Raw genomic sequence first — 23,441 nt, 5'->3', positions numbered from 1 at the left:
TCTTATCCTGCTTCGCAGTGGCGTGGCAGTTTGAACCGATACCGGGCCTCGCCACTGTCCACGTACACACGTTTCTCGATGCAGGCTGTCGTGCCAACGGTTTGTGAGATCGGAGCTTCGGTCGAAGTGACCGAGGTCGCAGACCCGTCCGGCAGCCGGACCGAAGCAATGACGCCGTTCTTGAGGTCCCCGTTGATGGGTGTCGCTGACAAGACGTTGACGGTCATGAATGCCTCATGCTCGTGCTCGCCGCTGTCGTTGAAGATCAGCAAACCAGCAGCGACGGCAACAAGACCAACACCGCCTGCCATGGGCAAACCCCAGGTCTTCAGGAAGGCATAGATCGAAACGGCGCGATGCGGTCCAAATAGTTTGGAAAGAACGTTCAGCATGGTTTTCTCGTAAAAAAGCCCCGGTCCGTTCAGGCCGGGGCTGTCTGTGCTTTAGGGGCGCGGATCGTCTTCGTCTTCGTCGTCGGCACCGCCTTTGGGCAGGTTGAAGAAGCTGTCCGCGTCGAGGATTGGTTCTTCTTCTTTCTCTTCCGCAGGCTCGTCCGACAGCGAGAAGGTTTCCAGACCTTCGATGGCAGTCGGGATCTTCGGCGCCGCGTCCATTTCCAGCGACTGTTCGGTCGAGACCAGCTTGCGGCGCTCGTCATCGCTCATGACGCCACCTTCGGCAGCTTTCTTGGCTGCGGCCTTCTGCACGATCGCGTCCAACTCGGACTGTTTGCACAGGCCCAGGGCAACGGGGTCGATCGGCTGCATGTTGGAAATGTTCCAGTGGGTCCGTTCACGGATCGACTGGATGGTCGGCTTAGTGGTGCCCACCAGCTTGGCGATCTGACCGTCGCTGAGTTCCGGGTGGAACTTGACCAGCCACAGGATCGAGTTCGGACGGTCCTGACGCTTGGACAGCGGGGTATAGCGCGGACCGCGACGCTTTTCCTCGCCGCTTGCAGCGGGGTTGAACTTGAGCTTCAGCTTGTGCAGCGGGTTGTTCTGCGCGGTGTCGATCTCGTCCTGGGTCAGCTGGTTGTTGGCGATGGGGTCAAAGCCTTTCACGCCAGCGGCCACATCGCCGTCTGCGATGCCCTGCACCTCAAGCTCGTGCATGCCTACGAAATCCGCGATCTGCTTGAAGCTGATCGTGGTGTTGTCCACCAGCCATACGGCTGTTGCCTTGGCCATAAGCGGTTTTGCCATCAGCCCGTCTCCTATAAATACATCTTTCCCGTCGCCGGAATTCGGCGGCCCCTTTTTTTGGGGCAGGTTTCCGTTGTCGGGGAACTTGGTCCGTATATAGTCGCGCCAAGGCAAGAAGGGAAGAGGCGAATGCGCTGGGTTGTTTTGGGGCTGGTTTCGTGGATTTTCGGTGCAATGGCGGCGCTGGGCGATGGCGAAAAGGCAGGCGAGTTTGACTACTACGTCTTGTCGCTTAGCTGGTCGCCAAACTGGTGCGCCCGCGAAGGCGACGCGCGCGGATCGGATCAATGCGACACCCGGCATGACCATGGCTGGATCCTGCATGGTCTGTGGCCTCAGTACCATCAGGGCTGGCCCGCCTTCTGCCGTACGCCCGAGGCGCCGCCATCGCGGGCTATGTCACGCAAAATGACCGATATTCAGGGCAGTTCCGGTCTGGCGTGGCATCAATGGAAAAAGCATGGAACCTGCTCGGGCCTCAGTGCGTCCGACTATTATGCGCTGTCCCGGCAGGCGTATGAGGCGGTTGAGCGTCCTCAGGTATTCCGCAAGCTGGACGCCTCGGTCAAACTGCCTGCATCGGTCGTGGAAGAAGCCTTTCTGAAAGCCAACCCCGGCCTTGAGCGCGATATGATCACAGTGACCTGCAAGCAGGGCTATATAGAAGAGGTCCGACTGTGCCTGTCGCGCGACCTTGAACCCGTTCCCTGTGGTCGTGACGTGATCCGCGATTGTACGGCCAAAGACGCGCTTTTCGATCCGATTCGTTAGAGTTTCCTGTTCTGGCACTCTCGCGCATATTCCAGCGCTTTGGCCGTACCTTTCAGATCAATCGCCATCACCGTCTCACCCGCAGGGTTGTAAACCGTCATGGTCTTGTTCTGGGCAATTGCGTTGACGAAGCTGCGGTCGGTGAAAAACACAGTCGCGCCAGGCACGTCACGCTGATTGAAGCCGATGGCCGTGGCGTCATAGCTTTTGCCGTCCAGATCGAACCGGATCGGATAACTCTCGCCCTGTTTGATATCGCCCCACGCCTTGTTGTAGACGGCGAAATACCCGCGATTATCCAGCGCATCATAGCCCAACCGCACGACCGAGAGGTCTTGGTAGATCGTTTGAATCAGACAGCCGTTTCCGAGCGCTGGGTCCATCATAATGTTCCAGCCCTCGACAAAGCCTTTGTCAATCAGTTCCTGCGAAAACGCGGCGGTGGCTGTAAAGGTGGCAAGCGCGAGGGCAAATAGGCGTTTCATAACAGTTTCCAATATCAAATGGATAAGGTCGCAGCCATAGTACACGCCGCGTGCAAGAGGCAAAGGCCATTCTTGATTAATGCGGCCGCGAACAAAGACCTATGTGCACAGCGGAACCCGGCTATGCCTCACAGGGCAAACGCTTGAAACTCGGCTGTGGCACAATAGTTTTCGCCCCATAAAATTAAGGAGCGTGCCATGCCGCAACATCCAAGAACATTTTCTCACATCGGATTGTCCGTCCCAAACGTTGACGAGGCTGTAAAGTTCTACTCTGAAGTCCTTGGTTTTTACGTAATCATGCCGCCAACGGACGTGGTAGAGGATGACACGGATATCGGTGTCATGTGCACTGATGTGTTTGGTCCGGAATGGAAAAAACTGCGTATTGCGCATCTCGCGACCGCTGATCGCGTTGGTTTTGAACTTTTCGAGTTTCACGGGAACTATGTGCCTGAAAACAATATCGACTTTCGCCAGAACGGTACGTTTCATTTTTGCGTCCAGGACCCGGATGTCGAAGGCTTGGTAGAAAAAATCGTGGCGGCTGGCGGCAAACAACGGATGCCGATCCGATACTATTATCCCGGTGAGAAACCCTATCGCATGGTCTACGTCGAAGACCCATTTGGTATCGTCTTCGAGATATACAGCCATTCCTATGAATTGACGTATTCGTCGGGTGCTTACACCTGACAATCGGAACAGACCTTGGTGTGCAACCGGAAGAGGCGAATCCTTTCCGGTTGTCGCCGTATCGCAAGACTCAGAGTTCTTTTCGTGCCCTCAGCGCCGCCGTAATCGTCCCGTCGTCCAGATAATCAAGCTCGCCCCCAATCGGAACACCCTGCGCCAGTGAGGTCAGGCGGACCTGTCCCTCCAACTGATCCGCGATGTAGTGGGCGGTGGTCTGGCCATCGACAGTGGCATTTAGGGCCAGAATGACCTCAGAAATCCCTTCGGCCATCACCCGATCCTTGAGTCGGGGAATGCGCAGTTCGTCCGGTCCGACCCCATCCAGAGCCGACAATGTGCCGCCCAAAACGTGATAGCGACCCTTGAAAACTGCAGCGCGTTCCATCGCCCAGAGATCAGCCACATCTTCGACCACGCACAACTCTCCGGTTGCACGATCCTCGCTATCGCAAATGTCACAGATATCTGTCGTGCCTACGTTGCCGCAATTCAGGCATTCGCGGGCGGTGGCAGCCACCTGCTGCATTACGTCCGACAGGGGCGTCAGCAGCAGGGCGCGCTTTCGGATCAGGTGCAGCACTGCGCGGCGGGCCGAGCGGGGGCCGAGGCCGGGCAGTTTGGCCATCAGGTCGATCAGATTGTCGATATCGCTGTTCGAACTCACGGCGTGTGCTCCTGCAAAAGGGCCGGACAGGGGTGCCCGGCCTTTGGGTCGTCAGGAGTGTCTATCAGAACGGCAGCTTGATGTCTGCGGGCAGACCCATGCTTTCGGTCAGCCTTGCCATCTCGGCCTGAGAACGCTCGGCCGCTTTGGTTTGCGCGTCCTTGATAGCGGCCAGAATCAGATCTTCGACAACCTCCTTATCGTCGCCGTTGAAGATCGACGGATCGATGTCCAAACCCTTCAGCTCGCCTTTTGCGGTGGCGGTAGCCTTCACCAGCCCCGCACCGGATTCGCCCACAACCATCATGTTGTTCAGCTCTTCCTGCATATCCGTCATCTTGGTCTGCAAATCCTGTGCGGATTTCATCATCTTGGCCATATCGCCCAGACCGCCGAGTCCTTTGAGCATTTACTGTCTCCTAAATTGTGATCGCCTTAGGCGAACATATACAGCGTAAAGTGTCATCGACGCACATAGCGCAATTGTCAGCCCTATGAACAGGCTGGAATGACCGATGCACCCGATGTCTGCCGCCGATCTACGCGAGTCATCCATCAAGTCGTCGACAAAAATGTGAGCCGCCCAAATCGCCCAAGCGAAGGACGTCGCCAATGCGATCCATAGGTTTCCGCGCCAGATTGCTATAGCAGACAACACCAGCAAGACCATGGATACCGGATGCAAGGTGAGAGCAACTGCTTCGACCAATTCGCTAACCGGTTCGCCATCCCAGCCAGGGTTAAATACTTCGCATGCTTCGTAGTAGACCGCATCGATGTGTGCAAAGTGCAGGTGTTAATCCTCCTCGAACGGGTCCCATTCGTCTTCGACCTCAGGCAGTGCTTCGGTTTCTACCTTGGCGGCGCGTTCCTCCGGGGTTTCGATCCGTTTGATGCGCGCTTTGGGAAACTGCATCAGAACGGCTTGAACCAATGGGTGTTGTTCGGCCTGCGCTTTCAACGCCAGATCAGCCGCGTCTCGAACCTCGGCGATTGTTGCCGCGTCCCCATCGGCCACGATTGAGACGGCCCATCGGTTTCCGGTCCAGCGTTGCAAGGCTGAACCAAGCCTTTGCGCCAGATCGGTCGGCGCTTTGTCCGTCGGCGTGAACTCGATCCGTCCCGGGGAATACGAGACGAGACGCACACCGTTTTCGACCTCAACCAACAGTTTTACGTCCCGGTTGGTGCGGATCAACTCGACCACGTGTTCGAAGGTTGGATAGCGTGCCAGCGCGGTCTGGATGTCCTGAGCAAGCGCTGCGGTGGGTGCCCCTGCCGGCCCGCGCTGGGCCGAGAGATGCGTAGAGGAAGTCGCCTGCGTAGGTGCATGAGTTGGCACAGCCACACCACCGCCAGGTCCCCCGTTCGGTGGGGGTGGAGGCGCATCCTGTAGTCGTTTGATAAGTTCTTCGGGGCTTGGCAAATCGGCCACATGAGTCAGACGAATGATTGCCATTTCGGCGGCCATCATCGCGTTGGGTGCTGCAGAGACCTCCTCCAGCGCTTTCAGCAACATCTGCCACATCCGCGTCAACACCCGCATCGGCAGCGCCTCGGCCATCTGTTGACCGCGCGCACGTTCATCCGGTGAGACGGTGGGGTCATCGGCGGCATCGGGCGTGATTTTGACCACGGAAACCCAATGGGTGATCTCGGCCAGATCGCGCAGCACGGCCAGCGGGTCGGCCCCTTCGGCATACTGGCCGCTCAACTCAGTCAATGCCCCAGCCGCATCGCCACGCAGGATCATGTCCATCAGATCCAGCACGCGCCCGCGATCTGCAAGGCCCAACATTGCCCGAACCTGATCGGCGCTGGTTTCCCCTGCACCATGTGAGATCGCCTGATCCAACAGCGAGGTCGCATCGCGGGCAGAGCCTTCGGCCGCACGTGTGATCAAAGCAAGCGCGTCTTCGGCGATCTGTGCGTTTTCCGCCGCGGCGATCTTGTTGAGCAGACCGATCATATCTTCGGGTTCGATCCGGCGCAGGTCAAACCGCTGGCAGCGCGACAGCACTGTCACCGGGACCTTGCGGATTTCGGTCGTCGCAAAGATGAACTTTACATGTTCGGGCGGTTCCTCAAGCGTTTTGAGCAGCGCATTGAAAGCGCTGGTCGACAGCATGTGAACTTCGTCGATGATGTAAATCTTATAACGCGCACTGGCGGCACGATAGCGAACGCTGTCGATGATCTCGCGGATATCGTTCACGCCGGTGCGGCTGGCGGCGTCCATCTCCATCACGTCGACATGCCGGCCTTCCATGATGGCAACGCAATGCTCGCACTGACCACAAGGTTCGGTCGTTGGCTTGCCTTCACCATCGGGACCGATGCAGTTCATACCTTTGGCGATAATCCGGGCAGTGGTGGTTTTGCCGGTGCCGCGAATACCGGTCATGATAAAGGCCTGCGCGATCCGATCCGCTTCGAACGCATTTTTCAGCGTGCGCACCATTGCGTCCTGTCCAACCAGATCTGCAAAGGTTTCAGGGCGGTACTTGCGGGCAAGAACCTGATAGGCGGGGCTGGGCGTTTCGGTCATGTCTGCTCTGTCAGATTCGTGTCAGAAATGCAGCGTAGAGACCCGGGCCGCCCGCGTCCACAGCATGCTTTGTGGAATTTCGGTTTGGACAGCGTCTGTAAGCGGGATAAATAGGCTGTCAAAATCTGGTGGGCCGGTGGCAGTAGGAGCATAAGCTTTGGCAAAATTTGCAATCTACGCGCTGCCTGTTGGCACAGGCACCTTGGCGCTGTCCCCCTTGCCTAGCGGCGGCAGTGGGTATGTGGATGATCTGAGGGTGATACAGGACTGGAACCCCGATCTGGTGATTTCAATGACCACCGAGGCTGAGATGCAGCAGGTCGGCGCAGGCGGTTTTGGTCGAGACGTTCAAAGCAGGTCCGCGACCTGGGTGCATCTTCCGGTCGAGGATTTTGGCACGCCGCCCCTGCCAATCGAAACTCTTTGGCCCGACGCCAGCGCAGCCGCCCGGCAGGTGCTGTCCGACGGTGGACGCGTGCTGGTGCATTGCCGGGGCGGTTGTGGGCGGTCGGGGATGGTCGCGCTGAGGCTCATGGTGGAAAGCGGTGAAGATCCAAACCACGCGCTAAACCGGCTGCGCTTGGCCCGACCATGCGCGGTGGAAACGGATGAGCAGATGGCTTGGGCCATGAAACCGGCCCAGAGCGATCGGTGAACTAGGATCAGGCCGTGGCTTGTTGAACAACCTGATGCGATGGACGCGGTGCAAGGGCCGATGCCTGAAGCATGGCGCAAGGCAAGGCCGCCAAAACACCAGCAGGCAGAGTGGAAAAGTCAGGGTTGAACATCATATCGGCGTATTCGTCCAACGTGTCGGCCGAGTCGCCCGTGTTTGCCCCGCAATAGACCCTGATCCGGGCCGGGCTGGCGCGAAACCGTGCGGTGCAACCCTCATCGCAATGGGTCAGTTCGCTGGAGCCGTCCACCTCAAATTCGCTGGTCGTCATTGGTTGTGCTGTTGCCATCGCCTCGGCCAATGCCCGAGCCATTTGGGCCAATGCGGGGCATGTTTTCCCCGTTTTCTGGCACAGGGTGGCGGTGAATTCGTGGGTCGTTGTCTTCCAGATCATAATGCGCCCTCCGCGCGGTGAGCGGGGGACGTGGAACAGGGAACTCAGCGTACTGAAGACCTGCCCGGACACCCCGCCCGAGTTTCGGTTTTTACTTTGATGGCAGGTCTCCTGACTTGCGGGTCATTGCTTTGCCGACCTTCCCAGCCTTTCGGCCAGTGGTATTTCGGCATTGCTTACCGCTTACAGTTGCGGGGGCAGTCGCGGCCTTGGTCTGTTCCGGCATTGCCGGGCTGGACCGCACCGAGTTCCCTTTTCATCCCGCCCCAATATAAGGACGAGAACCATCACCTCATCGCTAGCGGTTGTAGGTGGCTTGTGTCAAGCGGGCTGTTTTCCATCGTTCAAGTGGACGCTTGGTCACTTTGAAAATCTGTTGACTCTAGTCGCGCAAAAGCGCCGATATGCCATATGTGAACCGAATAGTTCAGATGCTTGCGAGGGCACCATGTTGGACAACACTCCGGTCGTTTTGACCGAAGATTTCACGTTTTCTGCCGGAGAGGCCGAACTGTCGGCACGGCTGTATATGCCTGCCTCGGCACCTGATGTGGCGGTTGTAGTCCATGCAGCCACAGGCGTACCGCGCGACTATTACCAGCATTTTGCGCGGTGGTTGGTGGAAGAACAGGGTATGGCCTGTCTGACCTATGACTATCGCGATTTTGGCCACTCTCTACACGGGCGCCTGCGCGATTCGCAGGCCACGATGGCTGACTGGGCGTTGATCGACATGCCCGCTGCTCGCGCCGAAATGCGGCGCAGATTTCCCGCCGCCCAGCAGTGGAGCATTGGCCATTCGGTGGGTGGAATGCTGGGGCCAATTCAGCCCGATATTGAGCAGATCGACCGGATGATCTGTGTCTGTTCAGGTTTGGTGACGGTATCCGACCACCCCTGGCCGTATCGCGCACTGGCGACAATGTTCTGGTATGCCCACCCGCCATTGCTGGTTAAGGCATTGGGATACCTGCCAGGCAAGGCACTTGGGTTCGGCTCGGACCTTCCGGCACGTGTCTACTGGCAGTGGCGCAAATGGTGCACCGCTGCGCTGAGCTATGTGCCGGATATCGGCAAAAGCCTTCCAGACGCCCGTTGGGCTGCGTCGGAAACACCCGTCGATCTGTTCACAATGGACGATGATCAGGTGGTGCCCCCGAACGCGGTTTGGCGCCTGGCCGATCTTTACGGTCCCAAAGCCCGCCGGCATCAGTTGTCGCCGAAAGACTTTGGATTGGCCGAGGTCGGTCACATCGGCGCATTTGCGCGCCGAAATGCGGCCATATGGCCCCGGTTAATCGCCTGAGCCGGTACTTACAGCTTTTTGCGGGATTTCTTGTCCTGCATCACCGATCGTACCATCTTACCAAAGGCCTTGTCGCGCGCACGAGACTGCGCAACGGTTTCCGAGTTCCTTTCATCTTCGCGCCGCAGCTTTCGCCAGCGCTCCAACCGCTCGGTGTCCAGTGATCCGTTTGCAATCGCATCCTGCACGGCGCAGCCCGGCTCGGCCTGATGCTGACAATCGGAAAAGCGGCAGGTCTGAGCCAATTCCAGAATGTCAGAAAAGACCTCATCGACGCCATCCTGCGCATCCAGCAACCGCAAAGCCCGCATGCCGGGTGTATCGACCAGCCATCCGCCGTTCTGCATCGGATGCAACGCGCGGGCAGTTGTCGTGTGCCGCCCGCGCGCGTCGTCCGCGCGAACGCCGGACGTTGCCTCATCCAGGCCCGTCATGGCGTTGACCAATGTTGTCTTGCCGACACCGGATGAGCCGACCATTGCGGCAGTCTGCCCGGTGGAGCACCAGGACAGAACTTGCTGCACGTCCAGGGCATCCAAAGCATTGATAGCCAGCACGGTCAAAAACGGAGCCAGCGACTCGGCTGCTTTGGAGAAATTATCAGGATCGGCGCAGGTATCGGCCTTGGTTAGAACGATCACCGGATAGCACCCGGCCTGGTGTGCCAAAGCCAAATACCGTTCCAGTCGGGCCAGATTGAAGTCAGCATTGCAGGAACTGACGATGAACAGCACATCCACATTAGCAGCAATCAACTGAGCCTGGGCCCCGGTTCCGGCGGCGCGGCGTTTCAAAAGGCTGCGGCGTTCCAGCAGCTGTTGAACGCGGTTATGATCATCCGCCAATACCCAGTCGCCGACGGCGAAGTCGCCCGTCGGCTGGGCCAGGGTGAGCAGAGGTGTTTCACCGTTGATGTTTGCACCGATCAGACGATCACGGTGAACGGCTGTGATGCGAAAGGGAACGCACGAAGGATTGGCCGCATGTTGGGCGGCAAAGTGTGAGGACCATCCCAGGTCCGAAAGTGTAAAAGACATTGTTCTGCCTGTGTTCAGGTACAGCAATCCGTCTGGATGGCGGTCGCGCATCCAGCGGTAATGTGTTCAGGCAGGTGTGAGGGTCGGCCTCAGAAACGCTTTGCCTGAAGGGTTTTTGCTACAATCATAAAAGCCCTCCTGCGGCTAGCGGTTCAAGTAAGTGAGAGGTTGGACATCGACCCAAGCGGGGCTCGTTGTGGCTGCTTCCTTCCGGACCTGACCAGGTTGGCGAGGCGCTCGCCCGCGCCAACCTCTCGAATTTTGATATAGGGAAGACACGCAGAGATGACAACCCGTCACAGTGACAGTTGTATGTGCAAAAACCCCTCGGCATCCGTGCCAGCCAGCTTTGGGCTGAACTCTGCGATGTCCGCGAGATGACGCTGTGCCTTTGGACCGGTCTTCAACAGGACAGTGGACCCTGGCATGGGCGCAAAACGGAATGGGCAGGGACCTTGTTCCAGCGATTCTGTGGGCATTGCACCGGTCAGGTAGCCCTTCAACGCGTGTTGGATCGGCAAGGCTGGAACGTTGATGTCTTCGGCGTCTTGTATGAACGGAAAATGTCCACCGCCGCTGGCGCGGTAATTGTTCAGTGCAACGACAAAGCGGTGTTCGGCCGTCACTGCGTGGCCCTGGAAACGAAGATCTGAGATGCGCCGGTATGCCGGATTTACCAGTCGCCCTTCCGCATCGAACCGAGGCGGTACGCTGAGGTCGATCACGTAGCTTAGCCCGAACAGAACATCGAAATTGTGTCCGGCTCGATCAGGATTGACCAATTCAGTTTGCGCGCCGGGTTTCACCTGATTGAAAACGCCCGCAGACATTTCAAGCCAATCTCTGATGTGCTCTCCTGACACCGCGACCGAACGAAGTTCGTTTGGAAAGATGTTCAGATCGGCCACGTGGCGCATGCGCATTACGCCCGCAGGAATGTCCGAGTAAAAGCGAGGCCCGGCGCGACCGCCGAATTTCGAAGGCGCTACGGCAGACAGCAATGGTGTCGCTTCATGGGGTGTGCCCTTCAGGATCTGGCGCACGGCCGAAGCCTGTGCTGCGGCCACCATCGCAAGCCCTCGATCCTTGGCGCAAAAGCTGAAATAGCTGTGCAGGTGCTGATCCGTATGCCCAATCGGTTCGTCGGCCCGTTTTCGTGTTGCGGAATGCACATCCGAAAATAGCGCCACCAACAGCGTGTCTTCGGCCGAAGGTTCAGCACCTGAGACCGGGCGCAGTTCAGTGCGATGAGCCGCGACCGACCAGCCCTTTTCTGCCGAGGCAAACAGCGTCAGATCAATCACGCCAAGATGAGATCCGGCAGATCCCGGCATGACAACAGGTGTGCCATGCACCATACCGCCAGTGGCATCGACGTGTTCCAGCCCAGCGTGTGACTTCCCCGGCAAGGTCAGATGCGTGTGCCCGGCGATGATGGCGTCAATGCCTTCAATCGCGGCAAGGGGGATTATCGCGTTTTCAAGATCGGGCGCGGGGTCGACGGACCCCAGCCCCGTATGGGCAAGCGCGATGATCACGTCGCAGCCGTGGGATCGAAGCTCTGACACTTTAATGCGCGCGCAGGTCAGAATGTCGTCTATCCGGACGTCATTACCCAGCCGATGAGATTCCCAATTCCGGGTCTGCGGCGGAACGACCGAGAAGACGCCGACGGTTAGCGAGGCTTGGTGCCCCGCGACCTCAACCCGGCGGGTTAGAACTGCCTGATCCTGCCAGACCTCGTTGGCACCCGGGCGATGAACATTGCTGCAAACCACCGGACAGGGGGCCTGCGAAAGGATGCGGTCCAGTATATCTTGACCGAACCCGAAATCATGATTGCCCAACCCGATCGCATCATACTCTAACGCGCCAAAGGCCTGCATCAGCGCATGCGGCTTATCAGCCTGCTCGGCGGCCAGGTCCCCAACCGGAGTTCCCTGCAGCGAATCGCCGTTGTCAAAAAGCAGCACGGTTGAGCCTTCCGCCTGCGCCTCAGTTCGGGCTTCACGGATCAGGCTGGCGGTTCGAGTCAGGCCGATTGTGGGTTCAGGGGTGTCAGAATAGTAATCAAAACCCCTCAAGTTCATATGAAGATCCGTGGTGGCCAGTATTCGGATCTGCACGGTCTGCGATGGCAGAGAAGGGGAAGGTTTCAAATTTCTACTTTTGGCAGTTTTGTCTTAGTCATTTTCAACAAAAAGATTAATCACAGTGAATTGCAAGGCTTAGCTGTGTTCATTCGATGGCGACCTGTGATTTTGGGGGTGAAACACCGTTGCAACTGATTGACCGACATGGCAGCCCTATGCGGAGCAAGCCTAAGGATAACTTATGAAAAACGCGGAATATGTGACGTTTGGTAGCTCGGGGCTGGATCGTGCGGCGCATATTCGTGGAGATGCTGATGCGGTCGCGCGGGCGCGAACGCATCCCGATGCAAAATGCCTGCTGTTGTGGCGCGGTAAGGTTTTGGTTCAGGGTGGGGCGCTGGATCAGTTGGGGCTGATCGCGATGTCACATAAGCTGGTCGAAACCGGGCCAGGAGGTTCTGTCGAGCAGCCTGTATTCCTGGGGCTGTCAGACAACGCGCCTGTGTTTGCCTTTGATATTTCGGACTGGACGGCTGATGGGTTGGACGTGTCCGGTGTCGGAGGCTTTATTGATAAGTCAGAGCAACAGCACCCGGACTTGCCCCACGGCCATGTCTTTGCCGAACTGCGTCGGATCATGACCCGTTTGTCGACGCGTGACGCCGAACTGGCGGCCTCGGCCAAGGCGGTGACTGCATGGCACGAAACGCATCGGTTTTGCGCCCGGTGCGGCGCAGCCAGTGAACTTGCGCAGGCGGGGTGGCAGCGCAGTTGTCCGTCCTGTGGTGGACAGCATTTTCCACGTACCGATCCGGTCGTCATCATGTTGATTACCCATGGCGATTCAGTTCTGATGGGGCGTTCGCCGGGCTGGCCAGAAGGGATGTATTCGCTGTTGGCAGGGTTTGTTGAGCCGGGTGAAACGCTTGAGGCTGCAGTCCGACGCGAAGTGATGGAAGAAGCCGGGGTGCCCGTGGGTGAGGTCCGTTATCTGTCCAGCCAGCCCTGGCCGTTTCCGGCCTCGTTGATGTTCGGCTGCGCCGGTGAGGCGCTGTCGCGCGCCATCACCATCGATCCAGTCGAAATCGAAGATGCGATGTGGGTTACCAAATCCGAGATGATGCAGGCCTTTGCCGGCGAACACCCCGTTTTGCTGCCAGCCCGCAAGGGAGCGATTGCGCATTTTCTTTTGCAGAACTGGCTTGCGGATACGTTGGACTGACAAAATACTGTTCTGAAAAGCGAGAGAACCCCGAACCACAATGCAGTTTACAGTGCGCGAAGATATCGAAGCTCCCATCAACTCGGTGTTCGAAATGGTGGCCGACTTTGACCGATTCGAACGGATCGCAATGCGGCGTGGGATCGAGGTTCGGCGGATTTCGGGCGAATTGGGCGTTGTTCCGGGCACCAGTTGGGAAACAGAATTCAGGTTGCGCGGAAAGCCACGTCAGATTTCCGTGCAGATGGCCGAATGCGACCCGCCTTCGCTGATGCGGTTCGAAGCGGCAAGCAAGGGGATGAACGGCATCACCACGATCGAGCTTTTGGCCCTGTCGCAGCGTCGCACGCGTCTTAGTGTTGATATGTCCCTGTCAGCCAAATCCCTGCCTGCGCGGCTGCTGTTACAATCGCTCCGGCTTGGGCAATCCCGGTTTCGCCGACAATTTCAGTTGCGCCTGACCGAGTTCGCACGGGAATTGGAACAACGCCACATTCATGGTGGCTGATTACCCAATGCCTTGGTGAGAACGAGATGGATAGCTTTAGTGTTCGTGAGGCGGTGTTGACGGATGCCCAAGGTATCTCAGAGGTACTGCAGGACATCGCAGCGGCCGGAAAGCGTAATAAGCGCTGCGACGTTGATTTTGCTCGCGAGCATTACGTGGCCGACCCCGACCGGATCAGATGTTCAGTCGCTGTTCAAGGGGAACAGATCCTGGGGTTTCAATCACTGAAATGGGCGGTCGATAACAACCCATATGGTGCTCCGGTCGGATGGGGCGTCATTGGAACGCATATTCGCCCGTCTGCCGCCCGGCGCGGTGTCGGGCGCGCCCTGTTTCGTGCAACGCTCTTGGAGGCACGGCAGAGTGGCCTACCGGCCATTGATGCAACCATTTCGGCCACAAACGCCGAAGGACTGGCCTATTATTCGGCGATGGGATTTGTGGATTACCGGCGGCACGAGGTTGCTCTGTGCAAAAGCTTCACCGTGACTTGAGCCGGGGTCGCTTCAGCCGCGCGGTTGAGCCGCTGGGTAGACGCCCAAAATCTCGACATTCGTGGTGAAGTGTTCCAGTTCTTCCATCGCCAACTGTACGTTCCGGTCGTCCGGGTGGCCCACGATATCGGCATAAAACTGGGTCGCAGTGAACGAGCCATCGACCATGTAGCTTTCCAGCTTGGTCATGTTGATGCCGTTGGTCGCAAACCCACCCATCGCCTTGTAAAGCGCAGCCGGAATGTTGCGCACCTGAAAAACAAAACTGGTGATCATGCCGTGTTCTCCGCGGCGTGACATGTCGGCCTGCTGTGACATCACCAGAAAGCGCGTGGTGTTGTTGTCGCGGTCTTCAATGTGTCGGGCCAGTACGTTCAAGCCGTAGATTTCGCCGGCCAACTCGCTGGCCAATGCTGCTGAATGCACCTCGCCTTGTTCCGAGACCTCGCGGGCCGCACGCGCGTTGTCGGGGCTGACACGTCCCTTGATGTTGTGTTCTTTCAAAAACCCGGCGCATTGCGGTAGCAGAACCAGGTGCGAGTGTGCCTCGGTGACATCCTCAATTTTGGCCCCTGGAACGGCAAGAAGGTTGATGTGAACGCGCACGAACGCTTCTTCGATGATGTGCAGCCCGCTGTGGGGAAGCAAACGGTGGATATCGGCGACCCGGCCATACGTGGTGTTTTCGACCGGCAGCATTGCCAATTTAGCCTCACCTGCGCGCACCGATTCGATCACATCTTCGAAAGTCCGGCAGGGCAGGGCCTCCATATCGGGGCGGGCATTACGGCAGGCCTCGTGGCTGTAGGCGCCGGGTTCTCCCTGAAATGCAATACGTTTGGTCATTTGGTCGATTCCGTGCAACAAGTTCGATAATTGGGCGTTTAGTCGCGGTGTCTATACCTTGCCTCTTGTAAGGGGAAGCCTTAGACACCCCGCAGACAGCTGAAATGGACTCGCGATCAATGTTCGACACGATGACAGTTACCAAGGCCGCAGCAGGCCTGTTTGGCACCTTCCTGGTGCTGCTTTTGGCCAAATGGGGTGCCGAAGTGCTTTACCATGCGGATGGGCATGGTGAGACGGCCTCGTATATTATCGAAACCGAAAGCTCCGGTGAAAGCGCTGACGGCGAAGAAGTGGTGTTCGAAGATATGCTGGCCGCCGCAGACCCAGATAAGGGCGCGCGGGTTTTCCGTAAGTGTACTGCCTGCCACAAGCTGGAAGACGGCGCCAACGGCACTGGCCCCTACCTGTTTGCAATCGTGGATCGCCCGGTTGCTTCAGCCAAAGGTTTCACTGGCTACTCAGCTTCGATGCAAGCCCATGGCGGCAATTGGACACCCGAAGCGCTGGATGCGTTCCTGACCCGCCCCAGTGCCTATATCTCAGGTACATCGATGAGCTTTGCGGGTCTGAAAAAACCGCAGGAACGGGCCGACCTGATTGCCTATCTGCAGACCATCAACTGATCTTTCGCTCAGTTTTGACGCATTCAAAAGCCGCTGCCCCGTGCAGCGGCTTTATTTTTTGTCTAAGTAAATCTTCACAAAGTGTTCACGCACTCTAAACTTGAAACTGGCAGTGCTGGTCTTTTAGCTGGCGCAAACAATATTAAAGACGTCAACGAGCAGGGGATGAACCACATGAAATCCAATCGAGTTACCGCTTTAACGCGAACAAGGGATTTCGGACGCTTAGTTCACATTCTGGCTTTGGGGGCATTGCTCTGTGCAGCCGCTGCAACTCAACTTTTTGCTGAGGAAAAGATCATCAAATCACACGGGTTCTCGGAATTCGGTGATTTGAAGTATCCGGACGGCTTTGCGCATTTCGACTATGTGAATCCGGATGCGCCACGTGGTGGAGAGCTCTCCTATGCGGCGCAAGGCACGTTCGACAGCTTTAATCCCTATACCAGGCAGGGCCGGGCTGGTGCGCGGTCGGCAGATCACTACGAAAGCCTGCTGATTCCATCCTATGACGAACCAGCTGCCTATTATGGACTGCTCGCCGAAAGTCTCGAATACCCCGAAAGTTATGAGTGGGTGATCTTCAATATCCGCCCCGAGGCGCGGTTTTCCGACGGCACACCGGTGACGGCCGAGGATGTGGTGTTTTCCCATAATCTGCTGCTGGACCAAGGGCTGAAATCTTATGCCGACGCAATTCGCCAACGGATCCCCAAGGCCGAGGCGCTGGATACCCATCGTGTAAAGTTCTACTTCTCGCCGGACTTCCCTCGCCGAGGCCGGATTTCCCAAGTTGGGGCCACTTCGATTTTCTCAAAGAAATGGTTCGAGGAAGACCCTGAAAACCGCCGGTTGGACAAGTCGCGGCTGGATCCGGGTATTGGCTCGGGACCGTATGTTCTGGATGATTATGACATCAACCGGCGCATCGTGTACAAGCGCAACCCCGATTATTGGGGCAACGACGTCAACGTCAATGTGGGCCGCAACAACTTTGACACCATCCGCGTTGAGTATTTCGCCGATTCCATCGCTGCGATGGAGGGGTTCAAGGCAGGCACATTTACGCTTCGACAGGAAAACAACTCAAAAAGCTGGGCAACGGCCTATGATTTCCCGGCAATTGCGAATGGCTCTGTCGTTCGGGCTGAACTGGCAGACGGAAATGTACCGTCGGCGTCGGGCTTCATCATGAACCTTGACCGGCCAAAGTTTCAGGACCCCCGTGTTCGCGAAGCTATTCAGCTGGCGTATAACTTCGAATGGACGAATGAGAGCCTGCAATATGGGTTATTCCAGCAGCGTAGTTCGTTCTGGGAAGGAACGCATCTTGAGGCGACCGGCCTGCCCGAAGGGCGCGAGCTTGAGGTGTTGCAAGAACTGGGCGACGCGCTGGACCCTGCCATCCTGACCGAGGAACCCGTCTCGGCGCATGAATCCCGGGCCGCCCGCCAAAATGACCGTGGCAACTTGCGCAAGGCGATGAAACTGCTGGACGAAGCTGGCTGGCTTGTTGGGGATGACGGCATTCGCCGAAACGACAAGGGCGAGGTGCTGTCCATTGCATTTCTGTCTGACCAGCCAACGCTGGACAGGCTCATTCAACCTTTCGTCGCCAATTTGCGGGCAATGGGGATTGATGCAAGTTACAATCGGGTGGACAACGCCCAGTTCACCTTGCGCCGCCGGGACCGCGATTTCGACATGATTGTTGGCGGGTACCCGCGGTCGTTGCAGCCGTCGACAGGGTTGTATCAGCAATTCGGAACCGAAGCGGCCTCATACTCGGTCTTCAACCCGTCGGGTGTGCATGGTCCGGACATCGAACCGCTGATCGACAACATCGCATCCGCCGAAGACAGCGAAGAGCTGTTCGCCAACGTTCGGGCGCTGGACCGCGTCCTGCGCGCCAAGCGGATCATGGTTCCCACTTGGTATCTGGGCAAGCACTGGGTTGCCTACTGGGACATGTATGAATATCCGGAAAATCTGCCGCCTTATGCATTGGGTGTTGAAGACCTCTGGTGGATCAACGAAGAGAAAGAAGCCGAGTTGAAATCCTCCGGCGCCTTGAGGTAATCCGCCCCCATGGGAGCATATATTCTTAGACGACTGTTGCTGGTCATCCCAACCCTGCTTGGGATTATGATCGTCAACTTCACGCTGGTTCAGTTCGTTCCTGGCGGACCGATTGAACAGATCATCGCCCAGTTGGAAGGTGGCGGTGATGTGTTCGAAGGAATCGCTGGCGGCGGCAGTGACATCGAGCAGCAAACCGGCGGCACGAATGATCGCTACATCGGTGCGCGTGGCCTTCCGCCCGAGTTTATCGAAGAGCTGGAAAAGGAATTCGGGTTCGACAAACCTCCGGTTGAGCGGTTCCTCAACATGATGGGCAATTACCTGACACTGGATTTCGGTGAGAGCTATTTTCGGTCGATCAGCGTAACCGATCTGGTGCTGGAGAAGATGCCGGTGTCGATCTCGCTGGGACTGTGGTCCACGCTGATCGCGTATCTGGTGTCGATCCCGCTGGGTATTCGCAAGGCGATTAAGGACGGGTCACAGTTTGATACCTGGACCAGTGGCGCGATCATCGTAGCCTATGCTATTCCCGGCTTCTTGTTTGCGATCCTGCTGTTGGTTCTGTTTGCTGGGGGATCTTATTGGCAGATATTCCCGCTCCGGGGGCTGACCTCGGACAACTGGGACAGCCTCAGCCTGTTTGGCAAAGTCGTTGATTACTTCTGGCACATTGCCCTGCCGATTATCGCGCTGACGATTTCGGCCTTTGCGACGCTGACTCTGCTGACCAAGAACTCGTTCCTGGACGAGATCAAAAAACAATATGTCATGACCGCCCGCGCCAAGGGTTTGAGCGAAAGTCAGGTTCTGTACGGCCATGTTTTCCGCAACGCGATGCTGATCGTAATCGCCGGATTTCCTGCGGTTTTCATCGGCGTCTTCTTCGGGGGGTCGATCATCATCGAAACGATCTTCTCGCTTGACGGTCTGGGCCGTCTGGGTTTTGAGGCAGCCGTTGCACGCGACTATCCAGTGATTTTCGGCACACTTTTCATATTTGGCTTGATGGGGTTGGTTGTCGGCATCATCAGTGACCTGATGTATGTGCTGGTCGACCCGCGCATCGATTTCGAAAAGCGGGAGGGGTAAATGGCACTTTCCCCACTCAACCAGCGCCGCTGGCGCAATTTTCGTCGTAACGGGCGTGCATTCTGGTCGCTGATGGTCTTTTCCGTCCTTTTCGGCCTTTCTCTGTTCGCCGAGTTCATCGCCAACGACAAACCAATCCTCGTTAAATACCGCGGTGAGTTTTATACGCCGATCTTCAATTTCTACGCGGAAACCGAATTCGGCGGCGATTTCCAGACCGAGGCGATCTATCGCGACCCCGAGGTTCAGTGTTTGATCGACAGCGGTGGCATCGAAGACTGTTTTGACGATCCCGAGGGGATTATCGACGAAATCAAGGCCGGTACATTCCAGGCAGAGGGGTACGAGCGTGGCTGGGCCGTCTGGCCGTTGATCCCGTATTCCTTCAACACCAGCGTTGATCGCCCCGGTGCAGCGCCGCTGCCACCCAACGGGCAAAACCTGCTGGGCACGGATGACACCAAGCGCGACGTGTTGGCCCGTGTAATTTATGGCTTCCGACTGTCGATTTTGTTCACGCTTATGGTCACGGGTGTGGCCAGTCTTGTGGGAATTTTTGCCGGGGCTATTCAAGGATTTTTTGGCGGCTGGCTGGACCTGATCTTCCAACGGATCATCGAAATCTGGTCAGCGACGCCTTCGCTTTACGTCATCATCATCATGTTCGCCATTCTGGGTCGAAGTTTCTGGCTGCTTGTCGCGCTGATGATCCTGTTCAGCTGGACCGGGCTTGTGGGAGTTGTGCGCGCCGAGTTCCTGCGGGCGAGAAATCTGGAATATGTGCGCGCTGCGCGGGCACTGGGTGTGGGCAATATGACAATCATGTTCCGCCACATGCTGCCCAACGCGATGGTCGCAACGCTGACCTTCATGCCCTTTATCGTGACGGGCACCATCGGCGGCCTGGCCTCACTGGATTTTCTGGGCTTCGGCCTGCCGTCTTCCGCCCCGTCTTTGGGTGAGTTGACCTTGCAGGCCAAGCAGAACCTGCAGGCACCTTGGCTGGCCTTCACCGCCTTTTTCACCTTTGCCATCATGCTGTCGCTACTGGTCTTCATCTTCGAAGGCGTGCGCGATGCATTTGATCCCAGAAAGACCTTTTCATGAGCCTGCTGGATGTGAACAACCTCAAGGTCTCGTTCCGTCAGGACGGGCAGGTGAGCGCAGCAGTCAAGGGGGTGTCCTTTACTGTGGATCGGGGTGAAACGGTTGCGCTGGTGGGCGAATCCGGATCTGGCAAATCAGTCACTGCGCTGTCGACAGTTTCTTTGCTGGGTGACAGTGCGATTGTCGAAGGTTCGGTCACCTATGAAGGGCAGGAGATGATCGGCGCGTCTGACCAGCGCCTGATGGATGTGCGCGGCAACGATATCAGCTTCATCTTTCAGGAGCCGATGACCTCGCTCAACCCGCTGCACACGATCCAGAAACAAATGGCCGAGTCACTGGCCCTGCACCAGGGTCTGACAGGTGATGCAGCACGGGCCCGGATCGTCGAACTGCTGACCAAGGTTGGCATTCGCGATCCCGAGGAGCGCCTGGACAGCTATCCGCATCAATTGTCAGGTGGCCAACGCCAACGCGTCATGATCGCCCTGGCACTTGCCAACAAGCCCGATATACTGATCGCGGATGAGCCGACAACGGCCCTGGATGTGACCATTCAGGCGCAGATCCTCGAATTGCTGGCCGAGCTTCAGAAATCTGAGAATATGGGGATGCTTTTCATCACCCACGACCTTGGGATCGTGCGCCGTATCGCCGACCGGGTCTGTGTGATGAAGGATGGCGAGATTGTCGAAACTGGCGCGACCCAGGAGATCTTTGACAACCCCCAACACCCCTACACCCGCAAGCTGCTGGCGGCCGAACCATCTGGTCACCCCGATCCTGTGGCACCCGACGCCGAAGAAGTGGCGCGCACCGATCACCTTAAGGTCTGGTTCCCGATCCAGCGCGGGTTCCTGAAACGCACAGTTGGCCATGTGAAGGCGGTGAACGATGCAACGCTCAGCGTACGCGCCGGTGAAACCTTAGGGATTGTGGGCGAAAGCGGCTCGGGTAAGACAACGCTGGCGCTGGCGATCATGCGGTTGATTGCGTCCGAAGGGGCGATAACCTTCCGCGATCAGGATGTACGCCGCTGGTCGACGCGAGAGTTGCGGCGCTTGCGCAAGGATATGCAGATTGTGTTTCAGGACCCATTCGGAAGCCTCAGTCCCCGGATGACTTGCCAGCAGATCATTGCCGAGGGGCTGGCGATCCACAAGGTCGACCCGCACCGCTCGCCACGGGAACTGGTGACCGAAGTGATGACCGAAGTGGGCTTGGACCCGGCTGCGATGGACCGCTATCCGCACGAATTCTCGGGCGGGCAACGTCAGCGTATTGCCATTGCACGAGCCATGGTCCTCAGGCCCAAATTGCTGGTTCTGGATGAACCGACCAGCGCCCTGGATATGACTGTGCAGGTTCAGATCGTCGACCTGTTGCGCGATTTGCAGCGTAAGTACGGATTGGCCTACCTATTTATCAGCCACGATCTGAAAGTCGTGCGTGCGATGTCCCACAATGTGATTGTCATGCGAAACGGTGACGTGATCGAAATGGGGTCAGCCGAAGATCTGTTCGAAAACGCCCAGACAGACTATACCCGCGAACTGATTGCGGCGGCGGGCTGAAACCAGCCCGCCTGGGGCTTTCAGGCATTCGCTGTTTCGCGTGCCGCGGATTTTGGAACCGGGCCGCGAAGTTCTTCGTAATGATCGAATTGCAGTTTTACCCACCCCGTGCCGCGTGTCGCGCTGGCGAGGGTGCGGTGTAACTCGTCTTCGGCCACAGCAGGCAGTTGGGCATTGAAAATCTCCCATCCAGACGCGTTGGGATTGCCTTCAAAGCCCAGAACCTGACCCTGCAGCGAACTGATCGTAGGCACCAGGTCGCCCACGAAATCCGAGGGCAAGTGGATTTCGGCGTTCAGGATGGGTTGCAGGACCACCGGTTTCGCCTGCGGCAAAGCCTCTCGAACCGCGTTCTTGCCCGCAGTGCGGAACGCATAGTCGGAACTGTCGACGTTGTGATGCTTGCCGTCGCTGAGCGTGACTTTGACATCCACAACCGGGAATCCTTCTGGCCCTTGGACCAGAGCATCCTTGGCCCCGTGTTCGACCGAAGGGATATAGTTTCTGGGTACAGCGCCCCCTTTGACGATCTCTTCGAATTCGAACCCGGCCCCGCGTGGGGTCGGTGCGATCGAGATCACCACATCGGCAAATTGTCCCGCGCCGCCGGATTGTTTGCGGTGGCGATGACGATGTTCGATAGGTGCGCGGATGGTCTCGCGATAGGCCGTCTCAACCGTCTGGGTCTCAATCTCGATACCGAAATCTTCAGCCAGTTTGGCGCTGACCCGGCGCATATGCTGAGGCCCTTGCGATCCCAGAACGGCATGACCGCTCAGTTCATCGTGCTGCAGATGCAGTCCGGGGTCAATCTCGACCAGTCGGGATAACGCGTTGGACAGGCGTACATCGTCACGCTCATGTGCCGGCGACACAATTTGCCGGTGGGCGGCCGGATGGGCCTCGGCCCATTCCGGTAACGGTGTGGTTCCGGTGCTATCGTACAGGTTGCCGGGGTTGAGGTGGTCGGATTTCACGGCCAGCCCGATCTGGCCAGCTTCCAATTCCGAAATTTGGGTTTTGGCATCCAGTGTCGTCAGGTTGCCAACCGATTCCCCACCAAGGGCTTCATGCGCTTTGACGCCCTTGCCCAGACCGCGCAGCACGATGATTTTTCCGATATGCTTTTTGACATCCGCGAACCCGGCAATTGCGCGCGCGTCTTCGGCTGCTTCGTCCCGCCCGGCGGCGATGTTGAATTCTGGGGTTTCGTGACGCAGCGCTTTCATCAAACGGGTCAGCCCGTTGCCGTGGCTGGCAGACCCCAGGCAGGCCGGGATCAACTGGTGATTTTGCAGAACCTGCGCGGCCAGATCATAGATTTCTGCGCTGGGCGGCTGTTTGTCCTCGATCAGTTGTTCCAGCAGATGATCATCGAAATCTGAAAGCGTCTCCAACAATTCGGTTCGGGCTTCCTGTTCCCGGTCTTCGACGGACTGCGGAAGTTCGATCAGGGCCGAGGGTTGCCCTTCCTGATACTTCCATGCCCGTTCCGAGATCAGGTCGACCGCGCCGATGATCGCCTCGCCATCGCGGATTGGAACCTGCCGCAGGGCAATATGTTGCGTGCAGTAGGTTTGCAGAGCGGCGATGATATCGCGGATACGTCCGTTTGGGGTGTCCATGCGATTGATGAACAGAAAGCAGGGAATACCCGCCTCTTCGACCAGCCGCAGATACGGGGCGCACAGCACGGCGGCGTCCGGGTCGGGCGGTACGACGACGACAGCGGCGTCCGAGATCGCCATGGCAGGGCCGACATAGGCCATGGTGTCGCTGCCGCCATTCACGTCAATGGCGCACCAGGGTTCGTCCAAATAAGAAAAACCGTGCAAATGCACGGTTCCGGAAACGTCGAATGTGGTTGGCCGGCCATCAAGGCGGCTGATGGCCTCGACCAGTGTTGTTTTGCCCGAGTGGCTGGGGCCGAGGACAGAAAAAACGCGCATAGATGCAGTCCCTCTTTCAAGTTGCAGAACGGCTGCACGAAAAAGGCGGTCGAGCGCGAACGCGTC

General features: G+C 57.7%; 23 protein-coding genes, 1 other RNA gene and 1 riboswitch. Of the genes, 12 read left to right on the top strand and 12 right to left on the bottom strand.

The annotated features are described in order from the left end of the window. Positions 1-2: 2 nt before the first annotated feature. Positions 3-392, bottom strand: a complete 390-nt coding sequence (locus AC2FI8_RS12615) for a hypothetical protein (RefSeq protein WP_496779328.1) — start codon at positions 390-392, stop codon at positions 3-5. Between the two features lie 51 nt (positions 393-443). Then, positions 444-1,205 carry a DUF1013 domain-containing protein gene (locus AC2FI8_RS12610; protein ID WP_108861163.1) on the bottom strand — a complete coding sequence of 254 codons (762 nt, stop codon included), beginning with the start codon at positions 1,203-1,205 and terminating at the stop codon, positions 444-446. Between the two features lie 129 nt (positions 1,206-1,334). On the opposite strand from AC2FI8_RS12610, the gene AC2FI8_RS12605 reads away from it, so the two are divergent. Next, on the top strand, positions 1,335-1,976 hold the full coding sequence (locus tag AC2FI8_RS12605; RefSeq protein ID WP_496726606.1) for a ribonuclease T2 family protein: 642 nt from the start codon (positions 1,335-1,337) through the stop codon (positions 1,974-1,976). Here AC2FI8_RS12605 and AC2FI8_RS12600 read toward each other — a convergent pair. Beyond that, entirely contained in the window at positions 1,973-2,461 is a 489-nt protein-coding gene (locus AC2FI8_RS12600) for a hypothetical protein (protein WP_496779326.1), read from the bottom strand. The genes AC2FI8_RS12605 and AC2FI8_RS12600 overlap by 4 nt on opposite strands. A 198-nt stretch (positions 2,462-2,659) precedes the next feature. On the opposite strand from AC2FI8_RS12600, the gene AC2FI8_RS12595 reads away from it, so the two are divergent. Next, positions 2,660-3,157 (top strand): lactoylglutathione lyase family protein, encoded by a 498-nt coding sequence (locus tag AC2FI8_RS12595; protein WP_496726608.1) that lies wholly within the window; start codon positions 2,660-2,662, stop codon positions 3,155-3,157. Positions 3,158-3,227: 70 nt separating this feature from the next. Here the strand turns inward: AC2FI8_RS12595 and recR are convergent, their stop codons facing one another. From recR to AC2FI8_RS12580, 3 genes are all read right to left on the bottom strand, one after another. Further along, positions 3,228-3,821, bottom strand: a complete 594-nt coding sequence (recR, locus tag AC2FI8_RS12590) for a recombination mediator RecR (RefSeq protein ID WP_496726609.1) — start codon at positions 3,819-3,821, stop codon at positions 3,228-3,230. Positions 3,822-3,885: 64 nt separating this feature from the next. Continuing rightward, complete coding sequence (locus AC2FI8_RS12585) at positions 3,886-4,230, bottom strand: YbaB/EbfC family nucleoid-associated protein (protein WP_496726610.1); 345 nt, start codon at positions 4,228-4,230, stop codon at positions 3,886-3,888. Positions 4,231-4,617: 387 nt separating this feature from the next. Beyond that, complete coding sequence (locus AC2FI8_RS12580) at positions 4,618-6,369, bottom strand: DNA polymerase III subunit gamma/tau (protein ID WP_496768474.1); 1,752 nt, start codon at positions 6,367-6,369, stop codon at positions 4,618-4,620. 157 nt (positions 6,370-6,526) lie between these two features. Here AC2FI8_RS12580 and AC2FI8_RS12575 point away from each other — a divergent pair, with 157 nt between their 5' ends. Beyond that, positions 6,527-7,024 (top strand): protein-tyrosine phosphatase family protein, encoded by a 498-nt coding sequence (locus tag AC2FI8_RS12575; protein ID WP_496779324.1) that lies wholly within the window; start codon positions 6,527-6,529, stop codon positions 7,022-7,024. 7 nt (positions 7,025-7,031) lie between these two features. On the opposite strand, the gene AC2FI8_RS12570 is transcribed toward AC2FI8_RS12575, so the two are convergent. After that, a complete protein-coding gene (locus tag AC2FI8_RS12570) occupies positions 7,032-7,439 on the bottom strand; it encodes a hypothetical protein (RefSeq protein ID WP_282120274.1) in 408 nt (135 codons plus the stop codon). Between the two features lie 84 nt (positions 7,440-7,523). Then, positions 7,524-7,743: riboswitch (cobalamin riboswitch) on the bottom strand. 144 nt (positions 7,744-7,887) lie between these two features. On the opposite strand from AC2FI8_RS12570, the gene AC2FI8_RS12565 reads away from it, so the two are divergent. Then, positions 7,888-8,745, top strand: a complete 858-nt coding sequence (locus tag AC2FI8_RS12565; protein WP_496768469.1) for an alpha/beta hydrolase family protein — start codon at positions 7,888-7,890, stop codon at positions 8,743-8,745. Positions 8,746-8,753: 8 nt separating this feature from the next. Here the strand turns inward: AC2FI8_RS12565 and rsgA are convergent, their stop codons facing one another. From rsgA to AC2FI8_RS12550, 3 genes are all read right to left on the bottom strand, one after another. Further along, positions 8,754-9,782, bottom strand: a complete 1,029-nt coding sequence (gene rsgA, locus AC2FI8_RS12560) for a ribosome small subunit-dependent GTPase A (protein ID WP_496768466.1) — start codon at positions 9,780-9,782, stop codon at positions 8,754-8,756. A gap of 158 nt (positions 9,783-9,940) precedes the next feature. After that, an RNA gene (ffs, locus tag AC2FI8_RS12555) (signal recognition particle sRNA small type) lies at positions 9,941-10,039 on the bottom strand. A 39-nt stretch (positions 10,040-10,078) separates the two neighbouring features. After that, positions 10,079-11,908 (bottom strand): bifunctional 2',3'-cyclic-nucleotide 2'-phosphodiesterase/3'-nucleotidase, encoded by a 1,830-nt coding sequence (locus AC2FI8_RS12550; protein ID WP_496779488.1) that lies wholly within the window; start codon positions 11,906-11,908, stop codon positions 10,079-10,081. Positions 11,909-12,116: 208 nt separating this feature from the next. Here AC2FI8_RS12550 and nudC point away from each other — a divergent pair, with 208 nt between their 5' ends. From nudC to AC2FI8_RS12535, 3 genes are read left to right on the top strand one after another with little or no spacing between them, the layout of a single operon-like run. Beyond that, entirely contained in the window at positions 12,117-13,097 is a 981-nt protein-coding gene (gene nudC / locus AC2FI8_RS12545; RefSeq protein WP_496768462.1) for an NAD(+) diphosphatase, read from the top strand. A gap of 40 nt (positions 13,098-13,137) precedes the next feature. After that, on the top strand, positions 13,138-13,605 hold the full coding sequence (locus tag AC2FI8_RS12540; protein WP_496726619.1) for an SRPBCC family protein: 468 nt from the start codon (positions 13,138-13,140) through the stop codon (positions 13,603-13,605). Positions 13,606-13,631: 26 nt separating this feature from the next. Beyond that, entirely contained in the window at positions 13,632-14,099 is a 468-nt protein-coding gene (locus AC2FI8_RS12535) for a GNAT family N-acetyltransferase (RefSeq protein ID WP_496768460.1), read from the top strand. Positions 14,100-14,111: 12 nt separating this feature from the next. Here AC2FI8_RS12535 and AC2FI8_RS12530 read toward each other — a convergent pair whose 3' ends face one another. Beyond that, entirely contained in the window at positions 14,112-14,945 is an 834-nt protein-coding gene (locus AC2FI8_RS12530; protein ID WP_496779323.1) for a prephenate dehydratase, read from the bottom strand. A gap of 119 nt (positions 14,946-15,064) precedes the next feature. Between AC2FI8_RS12530 and AC2FI8_RS12525 the strand changes: the two genes are divergently transcribed. From AC2FI8_RS12525 to AC2FI8_RS12505, 5 genes are all read left to right on the top strand, one after another. After that, the gene (locus AC2FI8_RS12525) at positions 15,065-15,571 is read left to right on the top strand and encodes a c-type cytochrome (RefSeq protein ID WP_058272647.1); all 507 of its coding nucleotides are present in this window, start codon (positions 15,065-15,067) and stop codon (positions 15,569-15,571) included. Positions 15,572-15,745: 174 nt separating this feature from the next. After that, the gene (locus AC2FI8_RS12520; protein WP_496779321.1) at positions 15,746-17,650 is read left to right on the top strand and encodes an extracellular solute-binding protein; all 1,905 of its coding nucleotides are present in this window, start codon (positions 15,746-15,748) and stop codon (positions 17,648-17,650) included. Positions 17,651-17,659: 9 nt separating this feature from the next. Beyond that, positions 17,660-18,745 carry a microcin C ABC transporter permease YejB gene (locus AC2FI8_RS12515; RefSeq protein ID WP_496768457.1) on the top strand — a complete coding sequence of 362 codons (1,086 nt, stop codon included), beginning with the start codon at positions 17,660-17,662 and terminating at the stop codon, positions 18,743-18,745. Further along, positions 18,746-19,852 (top strand): ABC transporter permease, encoded by a 1,107-nt coding sequence (locus tag AC2FI8_RS12510; RefSeq protein WP_108861177.1) that lies wholly within the window; start codon positions 18,746-18,748, stop codon positions 19,850-19,852. Continuing rightward, a complete protein-coding gene (locus AC2FI8_RS12505; RefSeq protein WP_282170449.1) occupies positions 19,849-21,426 on the top strand; it encodes an ABC transporter ATP-binding protein in 1,578 nt (525 codons plus the stop codon). The genes AC2FI8_RS12510 and AC2FI8_RS12505 overlap by 4 nt, the downstream gene beginning before the upstream one ends. A gap of 20 nt (positions 21,427-21,446) precedes the next feature. On the opposite strand, the gene AC2FI8_RS12500 is transcribed toward AC2FI8_RS12505, so the two are convergent. Next, entirely contained in the window at positions 21,447-23,375 is a 1,929-nt protein-coding gene (locus AC2FI8_RS12500) for an elongation factor G (protein ID WP_496779319.1), read from the bottom strand. Positions 23,376-23,441 lie beyond the last annotated feature (66 nt).

Source organism: Ruegeria sp. CDSB029, assembly GCF_059611125.1.
The sequence above is the reverse complement of the archived record's forward strand: the minus strand, read 5'-3'. Positions and strand labels throughout refer to the sequence as shown.

What these genes read in the sequence shown, in the direction of transcription:
- AC2FI8_RS12570 (WP_282120274.1), bottom strand. Translation starts at nt 7,439, where the DNA reads ATGATCTGGAAGACAACGACCCACGAATTCACCGCCACCCTGTGCCAG.
- AC2FI8_RS12505 (WP_282170449.1), top strand. Translation starts at nt 19,849, where the DNA reads ATGAGCCTGCTGGATGTGAACAACCTCAAGGTCTCGTTCCGTCAGGAC.
- AC2FI8_RS12530 (WP_496779323.1), bottom strand. Translation starts at nt 14,945, where the DNA reads ATGACCAAACGTATTGCATTTCAGGGAGAACCCGGCGCCTACAGCCAC.
- AC2FI8_RS12540 (WP_496726619.1), top strand. Translation starts at nt 13,138, where the DNA reads ATGCAGTTTACAGTGCGCGAAGATATCGAAGCTCCCATCAACTCGGTG.
- AC2FI8_RS12605 (WP_496726606.1), top strand. Translation starts at nt 1,335, where the DNA reads ATGCGCTGGGTTGTTTTGGGGCTGGTTTCGTGGATTTTCGGTGCAATG.
- AC2FI8_RS12610 (WP_108861163.1), bottom strand. Translation starts at nt 1,205, where the DNA reads ATGGCAAAACCGCTTATGGCCAAGGCAACAGCCGTATGGCTGGTGGAC.
- AC2FI8_RS12535 (WP_496768460.1), top strand. Translation starts at nt 13,632, where the DNA reads ATGGATAGCTTTAGTGTTCGTGAGGCGGTGTTGACGGATGCCCAAGGT.
- AC2FI8_RS12585 (WP_496726610.1), bottom strand. Translation starts at nt 4,230, where the DNA reads ATGCTCAAAGGACTCGGCGGTCTGGGCGATATGGCCAAGATGATGAAA.
- rsgA (WP_496768466.1), bottom strand. Translation starts at nt 9,782, where the DNA reads ATGTCTTTTACACTTTCGGACCTGGGATGGTCCTCACACTTTGCCGCC.
- AC2FI8_RS12510 (WP_108861177.1), top strand. Translation starts at nt 18,746, where the DNA reads ATGGCACTTTCCCCACTCAACCAGCGCCGCTGGCGCAATTTTCGTCGT.
- AC2FI8_RS12520 (WP_496779321.1), top strand. Translation starts at nt 15,746, where the DNA reads ATGAAATCCAATCGAGTTACCGCTTTAACGCGAACAAGGGATTTCGGA.
- AC2FI8_RS12615 (WP_496779328.1), bottom strand. Translation starts at nt 392, where the DNA reads ATGCTGAACGTTCTTTCCAAACTATTTGGACCGCATCGCGCCGTTTCG.
- AC2FI8_RS12600 (WP_496779326.1), bottom strand. Translation starts at nt 2,461, where the DNA reads ATGAAACGCCTATTTGCCCTCGCGCTTGCCACCTTTACAGCCACCGCC.
- AC2FI8_RS12595 (WP_496726608.1), top strand. Translation starts at nt 2,660, where the DNA reads ATGCCGCAACATCCAAGAACATTTTCTCACATCGGATTGTCCGTCCCA.
- AC2FI8_RS12500 (WP_496779319.1), bottom strand. Translation starts at nt 23,375, where the DNA reads ATGCGCGTTTTTTCTGTCCTCGGCCCCAGCCACTCGGGCAAAACAACA.
- nudC (WP_496768462.1), top strand. Translation starts at nt 12,117, where the DNA reads ATGAAAAACGCGGAATATGTGACGTTTGGTAGCTCGGGGCTGGATCGT.
- AC2FI8_RS12515 (WP_496768457.1), top strand. Translation starts at nt 17,660, where the DNA reads ATGGGAGCATATATTCTTAGACGACTGTTGCTGGTCATCCCAACCCTG.
- AC2FI8_RS12565 (WP_496768469.1), top strand. Translation starts at nt 7,888, where the DNA reads ATGTTGGACAACACTCCGGTCGTTTTGACCGAAGATTTCACGTTTTCT.
- AC2FI8_RS12580 (WP_496768474.1), bottom strand. Translation starts at nt 6,369, where the DNA reads ATGACCGAAACGCCCAGCCCCGCCTATCAGGTTCTTGCCCGCAAGTAC.
- AC2FI8_RS12525 (WP_058272647.1), top strand. Translation starts at nt 15,065, where the DNA reads ATGTTCGACACGATGACAGTTACCAAGGCCGCAGCAGGCCTGTTTGGC.